The sequence below is a fragment of the Agromyces sp. NPDC056523 genome (genome assembly GCF_042794545.1).
GTDB lineage: Bacteria > Actinomycetota > Actinomycetes > Actinomycetales > Microbacteriaceae > Agromyces.
Map to the genome: position 1 here is coordinate 314,956 of NZ_JBHTTM010000002.1, position 12,979 is coordinate 327,934.

At 71.4% G+C, this 12,979-nt stretch carries 14 protein-coding genes; 8 read left to right on the forward strand and 6 right to left on the reverse strand.

What is annotated here, in order from left to right; translation table 11 throughout:
* Nucleotides 1-84: 84 nt before the first annotated feature.
* Both ACFQ58_RS08440 and glgA read right to left on the reverse strand, forming a co-directional pair.
* Nucleotides 85-876: an ABC transporter ATP-binding protein gene (locus ACFQ58_RS08440; RefSeq protein WP_376950627.1), complete on the reverse strand. Its 792-nt coding sequence runs from the start codon at nucleotides 874-876 to the stop codon at nucleotides 85-87.
* A 52-nt stretch (nucleotides 877-928) separates the two neighbouring features.
* Nucleotides 929-2,119, reverse strand: a complete 1,191-nt coding sequence (gene glgA, locus ACFQ58_RS08445) for a glycogen synthase (protein ID WP_376950628.1) — start codon at nucleotides 2,117-2,119, stop codon at nucleotides 929-931.
* Nucleotides 2,120-2,197: 78 nt separating this feature from the next.
* On the opposite strand from glgA, the gene glgC reads away from it, so the two are divergent.
* The 3 genes from glgC to ACFQ58_RS08460 all read left to right on the forward strand — a co-directional run bounded on the left by glgC (nucleotide 2,198) and on the right by ACFQ58_RS08460 (nucleotide 5,131).
* Nucleotides 2,198-3,448: a glucose-1-phosphate adenylyltransferase gene (gene glgC, locus ACFQ58_RS08450; RefSeq protein WP_376950629.1), complete on the forward strand. Its 1,251-nt coding sequence runs from the start codon at nucleotides 2,198-2,200 to the stop codon at nucleotides 3,446-3,448.
* Nucleotides 3,445-4,107: a phosphoserine phosphatase SerB gene (gene serB / locus ACFQ58_RS08455; RefSeq protein ID WP_376950630.1), complete on the forward strand. Its 663-nt coding sequence runs from the start codon at nucleotides 3,445-3,447 to the stop codon at nucleotides 4,105-4,107. Before glgC ends, serB begins: the two co-directional genes overlap by 4 nt.
* Nucleotides 4,108-4,186: 79 nt before the next feature.
* A complete protein-coding gene (locus ACFQ58_RS08460) occupies nucleotides 4,187-5,131 on the forward strand; it encodes an SMP-30/gluconolactonase/LRE family protein (RefSeq protein WP_376950631.1) in 945 nt (314 codons plus the stop codon).
* Between the two features lie 27 nt (nucleotides 5,132-5,158).
* On the opposite strand, the gene ACFQ58_RS08465 is transcribed toward ACFQ58_RS08460, so the two are convergent.
* Nucleotides 5,159-5,869: a beta-ketoacyl-ACP reductase gene (locus ACFQ58_RS08465; protein WP_376950632.1), complete on the reverse strand. Its 711-nt coding sequence runs from the start codon at nucleotides 5,867-5,869 to the stop codon at nucleotides 5,159-5,161.
* Between the two features lie 142 nt (nucleotides 5,870-6,011).
* Here ACFQ58_RS08465 and ACFQ58_RS08470 point away from each other — a divergent pair, with 142 nt between their 5' ends.
* The 3 genes from ACFQ58_RS08470 to ACFQ58_RS08480 are packed head-to-tail and all read left to right on the forward strand — an operon-like array spanning nucleotide 6,012 to nucleotide 7,530.
* A complete protein-coding gene (locus ACFQ58_RS08470; protein ID WP_376950633.1) occupies nucleotides 6,012-6,410 on the forward strand; it encodes a DUF3099 domain-containing protein in 399 nt (132 codons plus the stop codon).
* Nucleotides 6,407-6,685, forward strand: coding sequence for a hypothetical protein (locus ACFQ58_RS08475; protein WP_376950634.1), 279 nt, complete (start codon nucleotides 6,407-6,409; stop codon nucleotides 6,683-6,685). The genes ACFQ58_RS08470 and ACFQ58_RS08475 overlap by 4 nt, the downstream gene beginning before the upstream one ends.
* On the forward strand, nucleotides 6,682-7,530 hold the full coding sequence (locus ACFQ58_RS08480; RefSeq protein WP_376950635.1) for an SURF1 family protein: 849 nt from the start codon (nucleotides 6,682-6,684) through the stop codon (nucleotides 7,528-7,530). Before ACFQ58_RS08475 ends, ACFQ58_RS08480 begins: the two co-directional genes overlap by 4 nt.
* Nucleotides 7,531-7,549: 19 nt before the next feature.
* Here the strand turns inward: ACFQ58_RS08480 and ACFQ58_RS08485 are convergent, their stop codons facing one another.
* Nucleotides 7,550-9,148, reverse strand: coding sequence for an ABC-F family ATP-binding cassette domain-containing protein (locus ACFQ58_RS08485; RefSeq protein ID WP_376950636.1), 1,599 nt, complete (start codon nucleotides 9,146-9,148; stop codon nucleotides 7,550-7,552).
* A 112-nt stretch (nucleotides 9,149-9,260) separates the two neighbouring features.
* On the opposite strand from ACFQ58_RS08485, the gene ACFQ58_RS08490 reads away from it, so the two are divergent.
* Nucleotides 9,261-10,370 (forward strand): winged helix DNA-binding domain-containing protein, encoded by a 1,110-nt coding sequence (locus ACFQ58_RS08490; protein ID WP_376950637.1) that lies wholly within the window; start codon nucleotides 9,261-9,263, stop codon nucleotides 10,368-10,370.
* 87 nt (nucleotides 10,371-10,457) lie between these two features.
* Here ACFQ58_RS08490 and ACFQ58_RS08495 read toward each other — a convergent pair whose 3' ends face one another.
* Both ACFQ58_RS08495 and ACFQ58_RS08500 read right to left on the reverse strand, forming a co-directional pair.
* Nucleotides 10,458-11,024, reverse strand: a complete 567-nt coding sequence (locus ACFQ58_RS08495; protein ID WP_376950638.1) for a YceI family protein — start codon at nucleotides 11,022-11,024, stop codon at nucleotides 10,458-10,460.
* A 73-nt stretch (nucleotides 11,025-11,097) separates the two neighbouring features.
* The gene (locus tag ACFQ58_RS08500) at nucleotides 11,098-12,276 is read right to left on the reverse strand and encodes a glycoside hydrolase family 3 N-terminal domain-containing protein (RefSeq protein ID WP_376950639.1); all 1,179 of its coding nucleotides are present in this window, start codon (nucleotides 12,274-12,276) and stop codon (nucleotides 11,098-11,100) included.
* A 140-nt stretch (nucleotides 12,277-12,416) separates the two neighbouring features.
* On the opposite strand from ACFQ58_RS08500, the gene ACFQ58_RS08505 reads away from it, so the two are divergent.
* Nucleotides 12,417-12,911, forward strand: a complete 495-nt coding sequence (locus ACFQ58_RS08505; protein WP_092669990.1) for an Lrp/AsnC family transcriptional regulator — start codon at nucleotides 12,417-12,419, stop codon at nucleotides 12,909-12,911.
* Nucleotides 12,912-12,979 lie beyond the last annotated feature (68 nt).

Genomic DNA, 12,979 nt, shown 5'->3' on the forward strand with positions numbered 1-12,979 from the left:
GGGTTCGCCCCGCCTCAGGGCAGGGAAGCGTGTCGGCCGTCGGGCCAAAACAGAAGTCTAGCAGAGCCCGCAGTCGGATGCCGCTCAGGCCGCCTGGCGGCGTGCCGTGTACCGGCCGTCGCGCTCGGTCAGCTCGATCGGCATGCCGAACGTCTCGCTGAGCGTCTCGGGCGTCAGCGCCTCGTCGATCGGGCCGGCCGCGCGGATCTTGCCGTCGGCGAGCAGCAGCGCGTGGGTGAAGCCCTCGGGGATCTCCTCGACGTGATGCGTGACCATCACGATCGCGGGCGAGGCGGCCGAGGACGCGTACCCGCCGAGGAGCGCGACGAGCTCTTCACGGGCACCGAGGTCGAGCGAGGCGGCCGGCTCGTCGAGCAGCAGCAGCTCGGGGTCGGTCATGACCGACCGGGCGATCTGCACGCGCTTCTGCTCGCCGTCGGAGAGGCTCCCGAACCGGCGGCCTGCGAAGCCCTCGAGGCCCCACTCCTTGAGTACGCGCTGCGCACGACGGTCGTCGATCGCCTCGTACTCCTCGTTCCACCGGCCCGTGACGGAGTACGCGGCGGTGAGCACGGCGTCGAGCACGGTCTCGTTCTTGGGGATCCGACGCGCCATCGCCGTGGACGCGAAGCCGATCATGGGCCGCAGCTCGAACACGTCGACCTTGCCGAGCGACTCCTGCAGCACCTCGGCCGTACCGCTGGTGGGGTGCATGGCCGCCGCGGCGATCTGCAGCAGCGTGGTCTTGCCGGCGCCGTTCGGGCCGAGGATCACCCAGCGCTCGTCGGATTCGACGTTCCAGTCGATGCCGTCGAGGATCGCGTTGCCGTCGCGGACCACCGACACGTGCTGGAACTGCAGAACCGTAGACGCCATGCGTTCCATGCTAGTGGGACGGATGGCACCGCTCCGCCCACCCGGGAGGGGGTCAGCGCCCCGCCAGCACCCGCTCGTAGAGCGCGCGCGTCTCGGCCCCGATCGCGTCCCAGGCGAAGTGCTGCTCGGCCCGCACGCGCCCCGCGGCGCCCATCTCGCGGGCCCGCGCAGGATCGCTCACCACGCGGGTCAGCGCCTCGGCGAGGTCGGTGACGAACCGCTCCGGGTCCAGCGGCGTCCCGGTGCCGTCGTCATGCTGTTCGATGGGCACGAGCACGCCCGTGACCCCGTCGTCGACGACCTCGGGGATGCCGCCCGTGGCCGTGCCGACGACGGCCGCGCCACACGCCATCGCCTCGAGGTTCACGATCCCGAGCGGCTCGTACACCGACGGGCATACGAAGCACGTCGCCGCGGTGAGCAGGGCGGTCAGCTCGTTGCGCGGCAGGTGACGCTCGATCCACACCACGCCCTCGCGGGTCCTGCCGAGCTCGGCGACCAGCCCGGACACCTCTGCCATGATCTCCGGGGTGTCGGGTGCGCCGGCGCAGACCACCAGCTGCACCTCGGGCGGCAGGAGGCGTGCGGCCCGCAGCAGGTACGGCAGGCCCTTCTGGCGCGTGATGCGTCCGACGAAGACGATCGACGGGCGGTCGGGGTCGACGCCCAGTGCGCGGACCTGGTCGGGGTCGTCGTTCGGCTTCCAGTCGGTCAGGTCGATGCCGTTGTACACGACCGAGACGCGCTCGGGGTCGATGCCGGGGTATGAGCGCAGGATGTCGCGCCGCATGCCGTCGCTCACGGCGATCACCGCGTCCGCATCCTCGAACGCCGTCCGCTCGACCCAGCTCGAGACGCGGTAGCCGCCGCCCAGCTGCTCGGCCTTCCACGGACGCAGCGGCTCGAGGCTGTGCGCGGTGACGACGTGCGGCACGCCGTGCAGCTGCTTCGCGGTGAAGCCCGCGAAGTTGGCGTACCAGGTGTGCGAGTGCACGAGGTCGGTGCCCGCGGCATCCTGCGCCATCAGCAGGTCGACGCCCATCGTCGCGAGCGCCGCATTGGCCGAGGCGAACTCGGCCGGCGTCGCGTACGCGGTCGTGCCCGCCTCGTCGCGCGGCCCGCCGAAGCAGCGGACCTGCACCTCGATGTCGCGCCGCAGCGCCCGGACGAGCTCGGCGACGTGCACCCCCGCCCCTCCGTAGATCTCGGGCGGGTACTCGCGGGTGAGGAGGTCGACGCGCATGCGGCAACGTTAGCCCGACCGGGTCACGCGCCGTCAACCTCCTGTCCCACCCGGCGCGCTGCTGACTACGCTGGGCACATGGTGGCGACGCGCAAGATCTTCGGAATCATCCTCGCGGGCGGCGAGGGAAAGCGCCTCATGCCCCTCACGGAGGACCGCGCCAAGCCCGGCGTGCCCTTCGGCGGGCAGTACCGGCTCATCGACTTCGCACTGTCGAACCTCGTGAACTCCGGGCTCCGGCAGATGGTCGTCCTCACGCAGTACAAGTCCCACAGCCTCGACCGCCACGTCTCGCAGACGTGGCGGCTCGACGGAATGCTGGGGTCGTACATCGCCTCGGTCCCGGCCCAGCAGCGGCTGGGCAAGCGATGGTTCTCCGGATCGGCCGACGCGATCCTGCAGAGCCTGAACCTCATCTACGACGAGCAGCCCGACATCATCGTGGTCGTCGGAGCCGACCACGTCTACCGCATGGACTTCAGCCAGATGATCCAGGCGCACATCGACTCGGGCGCGGAGGCGACGGTCGCCGCGATCCGCCAGCCCATCTCGCTCGCGAACCAGTTCGGCGTCATCGAGGTCGACCCGACGTCGCCCGACCGCATCCACCGGTTCCTCGAGAAGCCGAGCGATCCTGAGGGCCTGCCCGACTCGCCGAACGAGGTGCTCGCCTCGATGGGCAACTACGTGTTCAACGCCGACGCGCTCATCGACGCGGTCCTGCGCGACGGCGAGCGCACCGATTCCAGCCACGACATGGGCGGCGACATCATTCCCGCCTTCGTCGAGCAGGGCAACGCCGGCGTGTACGACCTCAAGCGCAACGACGTGCCGGGCTCGACGGATCGCGACCGGTACTACTGGCGCGACGTGGGAACGATCGACTCGTTCTTCGAGGCGCACCAGGACCTCATCTCGGTGCTGCCGGTGTTCAACCTCTACAACCAGGAGTGGCCGATCTTCAGCCAGCAGGTGAACTCGCCGCCCGCCAAGTTCACGCGCGACGCGCGCGGCTCGCTCGGCACGGTCATCGACTCGATCGTCTCGCTGGGGTCGGTCATCTCGGGTGCGCACGTCGAGCGCAGCGTGCTCGGCCCGTGGGCGATCGTGGGCTCGGGCGCCAACGTGTCGGACTCCATCCTGTTCGACCGGGCGCGCATCGAGGCCGGTGCGACGGTGCGCCGCGCCATCCTCGACAAGGAGGTCGTCGTCGAGGATGGTGCGCACATCGGCATCGACCGTGCCGAGGACCTCGCGCGCGGGTTCGTCGTGACCGACAGCGGCATCACGGTGGTGGGCAAGGGCTCGCACGTGCGGGCCACCGCGTGACGGCCGCGCCATCCGGCCGCCGAGGCGGCCTGCTCGTCGTGCTCGACGCCGACTCGACCCTGATCCGCGAGGAGGCGATCGAGCTGCTCGCCGAGGCGGCCGGCAGCCTCGAGCACGTCGCCGAGGTCACCGAGCGCGCCATGCGCGGCGAGCTCGACTTCGCCGCGAGCCTGCGCGAACGCGTCGCGACCCTCGCGGGCCTGCCGGTCGCCGACGTCGAGGCGGCGCGGGGCCGGCTCACGCCGACTCCCGGCGTGCAGGACCTCATCGCCGGAGTGCATGCCGCGGGCGGCCGGGTCGGCGTGGTGTCGGGCGGATTCCACGAGCTCCTCGACCCGTTGGCCGAGCGGCTCGGCCTCGACTTCTGCCGGGCCAACCGGCTCGAGGTCGACGGCGGCCGGCTGACGGGCCGCGTGCTCGGCGACATCGTCGACGCCGAGGCCAAGCGGCGCGCGCTCGACGAGTGGGCCGAGACATCCGACACGCCCCTTTCGCGAACGATCGCGGTCGGCGACGGCGCCAACGACCTGCGCATGCTCGACCGTGCCGCGCTCGGCGTCGCGTTCTGTGCGAAGCCGGTGGTCCGGGCACGAGCGGATGTCGCGATCGACCGCGTCGACCTCAGCGGCGTGCTCGCGCTCGCCGGCCTGCGCGGCTGACGCTGGCGCGGCACCGGTCGGCGCTGGGAGCTTCCTCCGAGCACCGACGGCGTCTCGGAGCCGGGCGTAGCATGTGGCCATGTCCGGTCGCATCGTCGCACGTGCATTCGCCGCCGCCGCGTTGGGCGCGCTCCTCGCCGTCTCGGGGACGCACGCGGCCCTCGCCATTCAACAAGCGCCGCCGGGCCAACCCGAGGTGATCCCGCTCCCGAACGGCTTCCAGCCGGAGGGCGTCGCGATCGCGCCGGGTGGCACGGGATACGTCGGCTCGCTGGCCGATGGGGACGTGTACGTCTTCAACGTGCGGACGGGCGAGGAGATCACGACACTCCAAGGCCCCGGCACGCCGTCGGTGGGACTGAAGGTCGACCAGTTCGGTCGGCTCTTCATCGCCGGCGGCCCCACGGGCGAGGCGCGCGTGGTCGACGCCGCGACCGGCGAGGTGCTGCACACCTACCAGCTGACGACGGGCCCCGCCTTCATCAACGATGTCGTGCTGACGAATGGCGGCGCATGGTTCACCAACAGCTTCGCGGGCGAACTGTACTTCCTGCCGCTCGGTCCGGCGGGCGCCCTCCCGGACGACTCGGAGGTCGTGACCCTGCCGCTCACGGGCGACTGGGTCCAGCTGGGCGGATTCAATGCCAACGGCATCGCCGAGACACCCGACCACCAGGCGCTGCTCGTGATCCAGTCGTCGACCGCGACGCTCTTCCGCGTCGACCCGACCACCGGCGAGGCGACGGCGGTCGACCTCGGCGGTGCGACGCTCCCGGCAGGCGACGGGCTGCTCGTCGTGGGGCGCACGCTCTACGTGGTGCAGAACCAGCTCAACACGGTCGCGGTCGTCCAGCTCTCGCCGGACGGCACGAGCGGCACCCTCGTGGACCAGATCACCGATCCGGACTTCCAGGTCCCGACGACGGTCGCTCGGTTCGGCAACGACCTGTTCCTGCCCAACGCGCGCTTCGGCACGCCGCCGACGCCCGACACCGAGTACTCGGTGGTGCGCGTCGATCGCTGACCGGCGGGGCGAATTCCTCGGCTCGGGCTAGTGCCCCATGCCGAGGCCGCCGTCGACCGGAATGACCGCGCCGGAGATGTAGCCGGCGGCGTCGCCCGCGAGCCAGGCGACGACCTTGGCGACCTCATCGGGCGTCGCGAACCGCCCGGCGGGGATGCTCTTCCTGTACTCGGCCTGCTGCGCCTCGGGCAGCGCGTCAGTCATGTCGGTCTCGATGAAGCCGGGCGCGACGACGTTCGCGGTGATGCCGCGGGCGCCGAGTTCGCGCGTGATCGACCGCGCCATGCCGACCAGTCCGGCCTTGGAGGACGAGTAGTTGACCTGGCCGGCACCGCCGAACAGGCCGACGACGCTCGAGATGAGCACGATGCGACCGAAGCGCGCCTTGAGCATGCCCTTGGACGCGCGCTTGACGACGCGGAACGCCCCGGTGAGGTTCGTGTCGACGACGCTCGCGAACTCGTCCTCGCCCATGCGCATGAGCAGGGTGTCGCGCGTGATCCCGGCGTTGGCCACGACCACCTCGACGGGCCCGAGCTCGGCCTCGACCTGGGTGAACGCTCGATCGATCGACTCGGCGTCGGTCACGTCGGCGCGCACGGTGAGGGTGCCTTCGGGACCCTCGCCCGAACGGGCCGTGACCGCCACGCGGTGCCCCTGGGCGACGAACTCCTGGGCGATGGCGTACCCGATGCCGCGGTTGCCTCCGGTCACCAGCACGGTGCGGCTCGTCGTCATGGCGGACTCCGTCTCTTTCCAGGGATGCTCGACGCGGCCCGAAGGCCCGTCCCAGCATAGAGGTTGCCGAATCGGGGGCATCGGCTCGCCGCAGCGGTCGTAGGCTTGAGGGAGAGGAGCGCCGCAGGCCACGGCGACCAGCATGAAGCACCAGCCCCTGCAGTCGATCACGTCGCTGCCTCCATCCCCCGAGGAGGAGCGCCGAGCGCGCATGATCAAGTACACGATCATGATGGGCATCCGAGTGGTCTGCATCTTCGCGCTGCTCTTCGCGCAGGGATGGTGGATCCTCGTCTTCGCCGCCGGTGCGATCTTCCTGCCGTACTTCGCGGTGGTCGTGGCGAACGTCGCGACGAACAAGCCGGCGCAGGACGTCGAGCGCCCCGGCGGCATCGTGCCCATCGGGCAACCAGGTGCCTGGTCGTCGACGGAATCGACCGCAGCCCCGACGCCCGGCGAGGACGACGCGGGAGAGCAGGGGGCCGGCGAGCCCGGGGATGGCGACCGGTCCGCCGAGGACCGTCCGGAGGCCGACCGGTGATCGGCTCACTCGGCGCCGCCCCCGAGGGCGGTTGTTCCCGCGCGGGATGCCGCGAGGCGGCGACCTGGCGGATCGACTGGCGCAACCCGAAGATCCACCACGCCGACCGCGTGAAGACCTGGCTGGCGTGCGACGAGCACGTCGACTACCTCCGCGAGTTCCTCGCGGCACGCTCGTTCCCGGTGCGGGTGTCGGCGTTCGATGCGTCGGCCCCGTTTGACGCGGCGCCGGCACCGCTCGGAGAGGTGCCGTCGAGCGGCGGTGACGGCGCATGAGCGACTGGCGTTTCCTCGTGGCTCCGCGCTGGGCCGGTTACCTCGCACTCGTGATCGTCTTCGCGATCGCCTGCTCCGCCCTCGGCACGTGGCAGTTCAACCGACGCGCGGAGGCGTTGGCCGAGGTCGCGCGGATCGACGCGAACTACGACGCCGACCCCGTCCCGGTCGCCGAGGCCCTGCCCGACCCCGACGGATTCGACATCGGCCAGCGCTGGCAGGTCGTCGCCCTGACCGGCGAGTACCTGCACGACGAGGAGGTCGTCGTGCGCAATCGCCCCTTCGAGAGCAGCACCGGTTTCGAGGTCATCACGCCCATGCGGCTGGCGGATGGCACGGTCTTCATGGTCGATCGCGGATGGATCGCGCAGGACTCCGACGGCCGCCCCTCCGAGGTGCCGGCCGCGCCCGAGGGCGAGGTGTCGGTCACGGCGCGACTCAAGGCCGGCGAGGCCACGATCGCAGGCCGCACGTCATCCGGGTTCGAGATGGCGACGATCGACCTCGACGAGCTCGCCGAGCGCGTGGGCGAACCGTCGTACACCGGCGCCTACGGCATCCTCGTGCAGTCGGCCGCCGACGCCGCCGAGCCGCCGCTGGCACTCCCCCGCCCGGTGCGCGACGAAGGTCCCCACCTGTCGTACGCACTGCAGTGGTTCGTCTTCGCGCTGCTCGCGTTCATCGCCCTCGGCTGGTTCGCGAACCAGGAGCGCAAGGCGCTGTCGACGGATGCCGCCGAGCGCAGCGGTGCACCGAAGCATCCGGTCGAACCCAGGCGGTCGCCCCGGCCGGCTCGGAACCGCAGCGACGCCGACGTCGAGGACGAGATCCTGGACCGCCGCTGACACGCGGCGGACCCACGGCTCACGCCAGCTCGATGAGCTCCTGGTACTCGCGGCTCCAGTGATCCTCGACGCCGTCGGGCATGATGAGCACGCGCTCGGGGTTGAGCGCCTCGACGGCGCCGGGGTCGTGCGAGACGAGGACGACGGCGCCCTCGTAGTGCGCGAGCGCGTCGAGGATCTCGCTGCGCGAGGCGGGGTCGAGGTTGTTCGTCGGCTCGTCGAGGAGCAGCACGTTCGCACCCGAGACCACGATCATCGCCAGCGCGAGCCGCGTCTTCTCGCCTCCCGACAGGACGCCGGCGGGCTTGTGCACGTCGTCACCGGTGAACAGGAACGAGCCGAGCACCTTGCGCGCCTCCGTCTCCGTGAGGTTCGGTGAGGCGCTCACCATGTTCTGCAGGACCGTGCGCGCGACATCCAGCGTCTCGTGCTCCTGCGCGTAGTAGCCGACGCGCAGGCCGTGCCCGGGCTCGACGACGCCGGTGTCGGGCCGGTCGACACCGGCGAGGATGCGCAACAGCGTCGTCTTGCCCGCGCCGTTCAGGCCGATGATGACGACCTTCGAGCCGCGGTCGATCGCGAGGTCGACGGCCGTGAAGATCTCCAGCGAGCCGTAGCTCTTCGACAGGTCCCCGGCCGTGAGCGGTGTGCGGCCGCATGCGGCCGGGGTCGGGAAGCGGAGCTTCGCGACCCGGTCGACCTGGCGCACCTCTTCGAGCCCTGAGAGCAGCTTCTCGGCGCGCGCGACCATCTGGTGCGCCGCGGCGGCCTTGCTCGCCTTGGCGCCGAACTTCGCGGCCTGCTGCTTGAGCGCGTCGGCCTTCTTCTCCGCGTTGACGCGCTCCTTCTTGCGGCGCTCCTCGTCGGCGGCGCGCTGGCGCAGGTAGTGCTTCCAGCCCATGTTGTAGATGTCGATGATCGAGCGGTTCGCGTCGAGGTAGAACACGCGGTTCACGACCTCGCCGACGAGCTCGACGTCGTGGCTGATGACGATCACGCCGCCCTTGTAGCCCTTCAGGAACTCGCGCAGCCATACGACCGAGTCGGCGTCGAGGTGGTTCGTCGGCTCGTCGAGGATCATCGTCTCGGCGTCGGAGAACAGGATGCGCGCGAGTTCGATGCGTCGACGCTGTCCGCCGGACAGGGTCTTCAGCGGCTGGTCGAGGATGCGATCGGGCAGGTTCAGGTTCGACGCGATCGAGGCGGCCTCGGCCTCGGCCGCGTAGCCGCCGAGCGCCTGGAAGCGGTCGGTGAGGTTGCCGTAGCGCTTCATCGCCTTCGCCGCGACATCCGCGTCGTCCGAGCCCATGAGCTCGGACGCCTCATGCATGCCGAGCACGAGCGAGCCCAGCCCGCGCGCGTCGAGGATCCGCGTGCGAGCCAGCATCTCGGGGTCACCCGACCGCGGATCCTGCGGCAGATAGCCGATCTCGCCCGATCGGTCGATGCGACCCGCGGTCGGCAGCGTCTCGCCCGCGAGCGTCTTGGTGAGCGTGGTCTTGCCGGCGCCGTTGCGGCCGACGAGCCCGATCTTGTCGCCGTCGGAGACGCGGAAGTTCACGCCTTCCATGAGCACGCGCGCGCCCACGCGGATCTCCAGGTCCTGGACGGCGAGCACGATCGACCTCCGGTCGGTAGCGAGTGGGATGGCGTGCCGAGGGGCACAGCCCTCCAGTCTAGCGGTCGGGCGAGGGATGGCTCGTGTCGGCGGTGTCCGGCAGACTTGCGTCATGGCGGCGCCCTCCTCCCCCGCGCTCCGGGCGACTCGCCTCGCCTCGCACGGCTTCCGCACGCGCGACGACGACGCGATCGCGGTCGTCGAGCGACTCGGCGCGATGCAGGCGCAAGACCTCGCGGCCGCGAAGTGGGCCGTCGGCAGCCGGATGTCGCACCCCACCGTCGAGGCGGTCGACGCCGCGATCGAATCGCGCCGCATCGTGCGCTCGTGGCCCATGCGCGGCACCCTCCACCTCATCCCGACGGGGATGCTGCGACCGGTGCTCGCGATCACGGGCCCGCGCGTCCTCGCGCAGGCGAAGCTCCGGCACCGGCAGCTCGAACTCGGCCCGGCCGAATACCGCACCGCACGGACGACGGTCGAGCGCGAGCTCGCCGGTGGAGGAAGCGCGACGCGAGAGCAGCTCGCCGCGATGTGGTCGTCGGCGGGCCTCGAGACCCCGGGCCAGCGCCTGTACCACCTCATCTGGTGGCTCGCGCAGGATGCCGTGCTGTGCGGCGGACCGGTGGACGGGCGCGTCCAGCATTTCTCCCTGCTCGACGAGTGGGCGCCCGCGCCATCCGAGGCCCCGACCGATCGCGACGACGTGCTCGGCGCGCTGTTCGCCGCCTACCTGAACGGGCACGGACCGGCCACGGTCGCCGACTTCGCCTGGTGGTCCGGCCTGACGCTCGCCGACGCCCGCACCGCCCTGGCCGCAGCGGGCGATCACGTCGAGTCGTTCCCGGGTGGCGACGATCGGTACGTGGGCGCCGGGGCGATGGATGCGGCAGCGACGCGTCCGCACGGAGCGCTCGCGCTCGCCGGGTTCGACGAGTACTTCCTCGGCTACGCCGACCGGGCGGCCGTGTGCGAGCCCCAGTTCGCCGACCTCGTCGTGCCCGGCCGCAACGGCGTGTTCCAACCGCTGCTGGTGCTCGACGGCCGGGTCGTCGGCACCTGGGCGCGCACGGGCACTCCTGCCAGACCGCGTGTCGAGCTGCGCTGGTTCCGGCCGATGCCGACCGACGCGTCGGCGCGGTTCCACCGTCCGCTCGGCGCCTGGGCGCGGTTCGCCGGGGTCGCGCTCGCGGGGATCGACGAGCGTGTGCACCGAGCCTGAGCGGGCGCCGCCCCATCCGCCAGCCTGCACATGACGACGGGCGGCCCGGCCGATGCCGGACCGCCCGTCGGACGTCTCACGCGGAGGTCACTCCTGGACGAGCGCCGCCTGCAGCTCGAGCGTGATCGTGACCTGCTCGCCGAGGAGCACGCCGCCGGTCTCGAGCGCCGCGTTGTAGGTGAGGCCGAAGTCCTCGCGGTTGACGACGGCCTTGGCCGTGGCGCCGCCCTTGTAGTTGCCGTAGGGGTCGCCGCCGAAGCCGCCGAAGTCGAACTCGAAGGTGACGGGCTTGGTGACGCCGCGCATGGTCAGGTCGCCGTCCACCTTGAACTCGCCGTTCGCGACGCGCACGCCGGTCGAGACGAAGTCGATCGTCGGGAACTGGTCGGCCGCGAAGAAGTCGCCCGTGCGAAGGTGCGCGTCGCGGTTGGGCTCGTTCGTCGTGATCGAGGCGACCTCGGCCGACGCGGTCACGGTCGACTCCAGCGGGTCCTCGGCGGTCACGAAGGTGGCGTCGAAGCGCTCGAACTTGCCCTTCACCTTGCTGATCATGAGGTGGCGGATGCTGAAGCCCACCTCGCTGTGCGTGGGGTCGATCTTCCAGGTGCCGGCGCGGTAGCCGGGGATCTCGATCGTCGTCGCGGTCGTCGTCATGCGGTTGTCTCCCGTGTGTCTGCGTTGGCGGCCGAGCGGCCACAGTCAATGCAAACGCATGGAGGGATCGCGTCTATTCCCGACCCGCGGTGGCGATCTCGCGACGGAGTTCGAGCACGCGCGTCGCGGCGTCGTCCAGCCGCTCCTGCGGGATCCGCCCGGATGCGACGGAATCGGCGATCGCGCCGGCCAGCCCGTCGACGCTGATGCCGAACTCCGAGGGGTCGGCGGGCAGCACGTACAGGAGCAGGTCGCCACCTGCCGCGACCGCCCGGACGGCGTTCTCGTTCGGGTCCGCGAACTCGGGCAGCTCGTTGTGCTGGAGCATCAGCATGTCGTCGGTGACGACCACGCCGTCGAAGCCGAGCTCCTCGCGGAGGATCCTGTGCCATTCGGGCGAGAGCGACGCGGGCGCGGCATCCACCGCGGGGTACGCGAGGTGGCCGGTCATGACCAGCTCGGTACCGGCGTCGATGCCGGCGGCGAACGGTCGCGCCGGGTCGTTGCGCCACTGCTCGAGCGTGAGGGAGGCGCTGGGCACCGACGTGTGGGAATCCCCCGGTGCCGCCCCGTGCCCGGGGAAGTGCTTCAGCGTGCTCGCGACCAGTCCCCGTTCCCCGGCGACGGCCGCCGCCACGCGTTCAGCCGATCCCGTGGCGTCGGTGCCGAGCACGCGCTCGAAGATGAACGAGCCGGGGTCGGCCGTGACGTCCGCGACGATGCCGAAGTTCACGTTGGCGCCGGATGCCGCGAGCGCGCCGGCCCGAGCGGCGAACGCGTCCTGCACGGCCGCCGCCGGCAGGCCGCGGAGTTCCATGGGCGGCGGCGCCGGATCCCAGCCGATCCGGCTCACGATGCCGCCTTCCTGGTCGATGCCGACGAGCGTCGCCGCCTCGGAGTCGACCTGCAGCGCGTCGGCGAGGGCCGCCGTCGCGGCCTGGTCGGCGGCGATGTTGTCGCCCATGAGGATGACGCCGGCGATGCCCTGGTCGACGAGCGCGAGCAGCGGGCCGGGCTCGGTGCCCGGGGCGTGCAGCATCAGCAGGGACGCCGCCTTCTGCTCGTTGGTCATCGAGGCCACGCGCTCGGCGGCCCACTCGGCCGCCGTGGGCGGCGTCGGCGTGGGCGTGGGCGATGCCGACGCGGATGCCACCGGGCTCGGAGTCGGCTCGGCGGCAGGCCCAGCGCACGCGGTCAGCGACGTCGCCGCCAGGACGGCGACGGCGACGAGCGAGCGGGTTGGGCGGCGCATCGCACGAGTCTACGTCCGGCTCCGTGGGGCGGCGGTCCCGCGCGAGCGGCGCGGCCGCGCCGCGGGTCCGGCTGCCCCGCCTCCCTCCCGCGCGGGCGGCGGGGCAGCCGCTACGCTGAGAGTGACCTGCGAGGACGAGGATGACCCAGCACGCACCGAACCGCGGAGAACCGCTCGACGCGATCGACCGTCGCATCGTCGCCGAGCTCAGCCGCGACGGCAGGCTCTCGGTGCGCACGCTGGCCGAGCGGGTCCACATCTCGCGCACGGCGGCGCACAATCGCGTGCTCGCGTTGCAGCAGCGCGGCGTCATCACCGGGTTCGGAGCGCAGATCGACCGCAAGGCGATCGGGCTGAACATCTCGGCGCTCGTCGTCGTCCGGATCGGCGACGTGTCCTGGGAGGAGATCGCGGCGAAGCTCGCGACCCTCCCGTTCGTCGAGAAGGTGCAGGCCGTCTCCGGCGACATCGACATCATCCTCACGGTGAGCGCGCCCGATCACGAGCAGCTGAGCCAGGCGATCCTCCGCGACATCCACGACATGCCCGGCGTCGTCTCCACGCGCTCGCACCTGATCCTCGCCGAGATCGACGGTCGACCCCCCGCGCAGTCGCTGGACATCTGGCGCGCCTAGCCCCCTGAGCAGCGGACGATCGGCACGCGTTCCGCCGTCGTCGTGCCGTTCGTTCACGGTTCTCGCGT

What these genes read in the sequence shown, in the direction of transcription:
- ACFQ58_RS08440 (WP_376950627.1), bottom strand. Translation starts at nt 876, where the DNA reads ATGGCGTCTACGGTTCTGCAGTTCCAGCACGTGTCGGTGGTCCGCGAC.
- glgA (WP_376950628.1), bottom strand. Translation starts at nt 2,119, where the DNA reads ATGCGCGTCGACCTCCTCACCCGCGAGTACCCGCCCGAGATCTACGGA.
- glgC (WP_376950629.1), top strand. Translation starts at nt 2,198, where the DNA reads ATGGTGGCGACGCGCAAGATCTTCGGAATCATCCTCGCGGGCGGCGAG.
- ACFQ58_RS08460 (WP_376950631.1), top strand. Translation starts at nt 4,187, where the DNA reads ATGTCCGGTCGCATCGTCGCACGTGCATTCGCCGCCGCCGCGTTGGGC.
- ACFQ58_RS08465 (WP_376950632.1), bottom strand. Translation starts at nt 5,869, where the DNA reads ATGACGACGAGCCGCACCGTGCTGGTGACCGGAGGCAACCGCGGCATC.
- ACFQ58_RS08470 (WP_376950633.1), top strand. Translation starts at nt 6,012, where the DNA reads ATGAAGCACCAGCCCCTGCAGTCGATCACGTCGCTGCCTCCATCCCCC.
- ACFQ58_RS08480 (WP_376950635.1), top strand. Translation starts at nt 6,682, where the DNA reads ATGAGCGACTGGCGTTTCCTCGTGGCTCCGCGCTGGGCCGGTTACCTC.
- ACFQ58_RS08490 (WP_376950637.1), top strand. Translation starts at nt 9,261, where the DNA reads ATGGCGGCGCCCTCCTCCCCCGCGCTCCGGGCGACTCGCCTCGCCTCG.
- ACFQ58_RS08495 (WP_376950638.1), bottom strand. Translation starts at nt 11,024, where the DNA reads ATGACGACGACCGCGACGACGATCGAGATCCCCGGCTACCGCGCCGGC.
- ACFQ58_RS08500 (WP_376950639.1), bottom strand. Translation starts at nt 12,276, where the DNA reads ATGCGCCGCCCAACCCGCTCGCTCGTCGCCGTCGCCGTCCTGGCGGCG.
- ACFQ58_RS08505 (WP_092669990.1), top strand. Translation starts at nt 12,417, where the DNA reads ATGACCCAGCACGCACCGAACCGCGGAGAACCGCTCGACGCGATCGAC.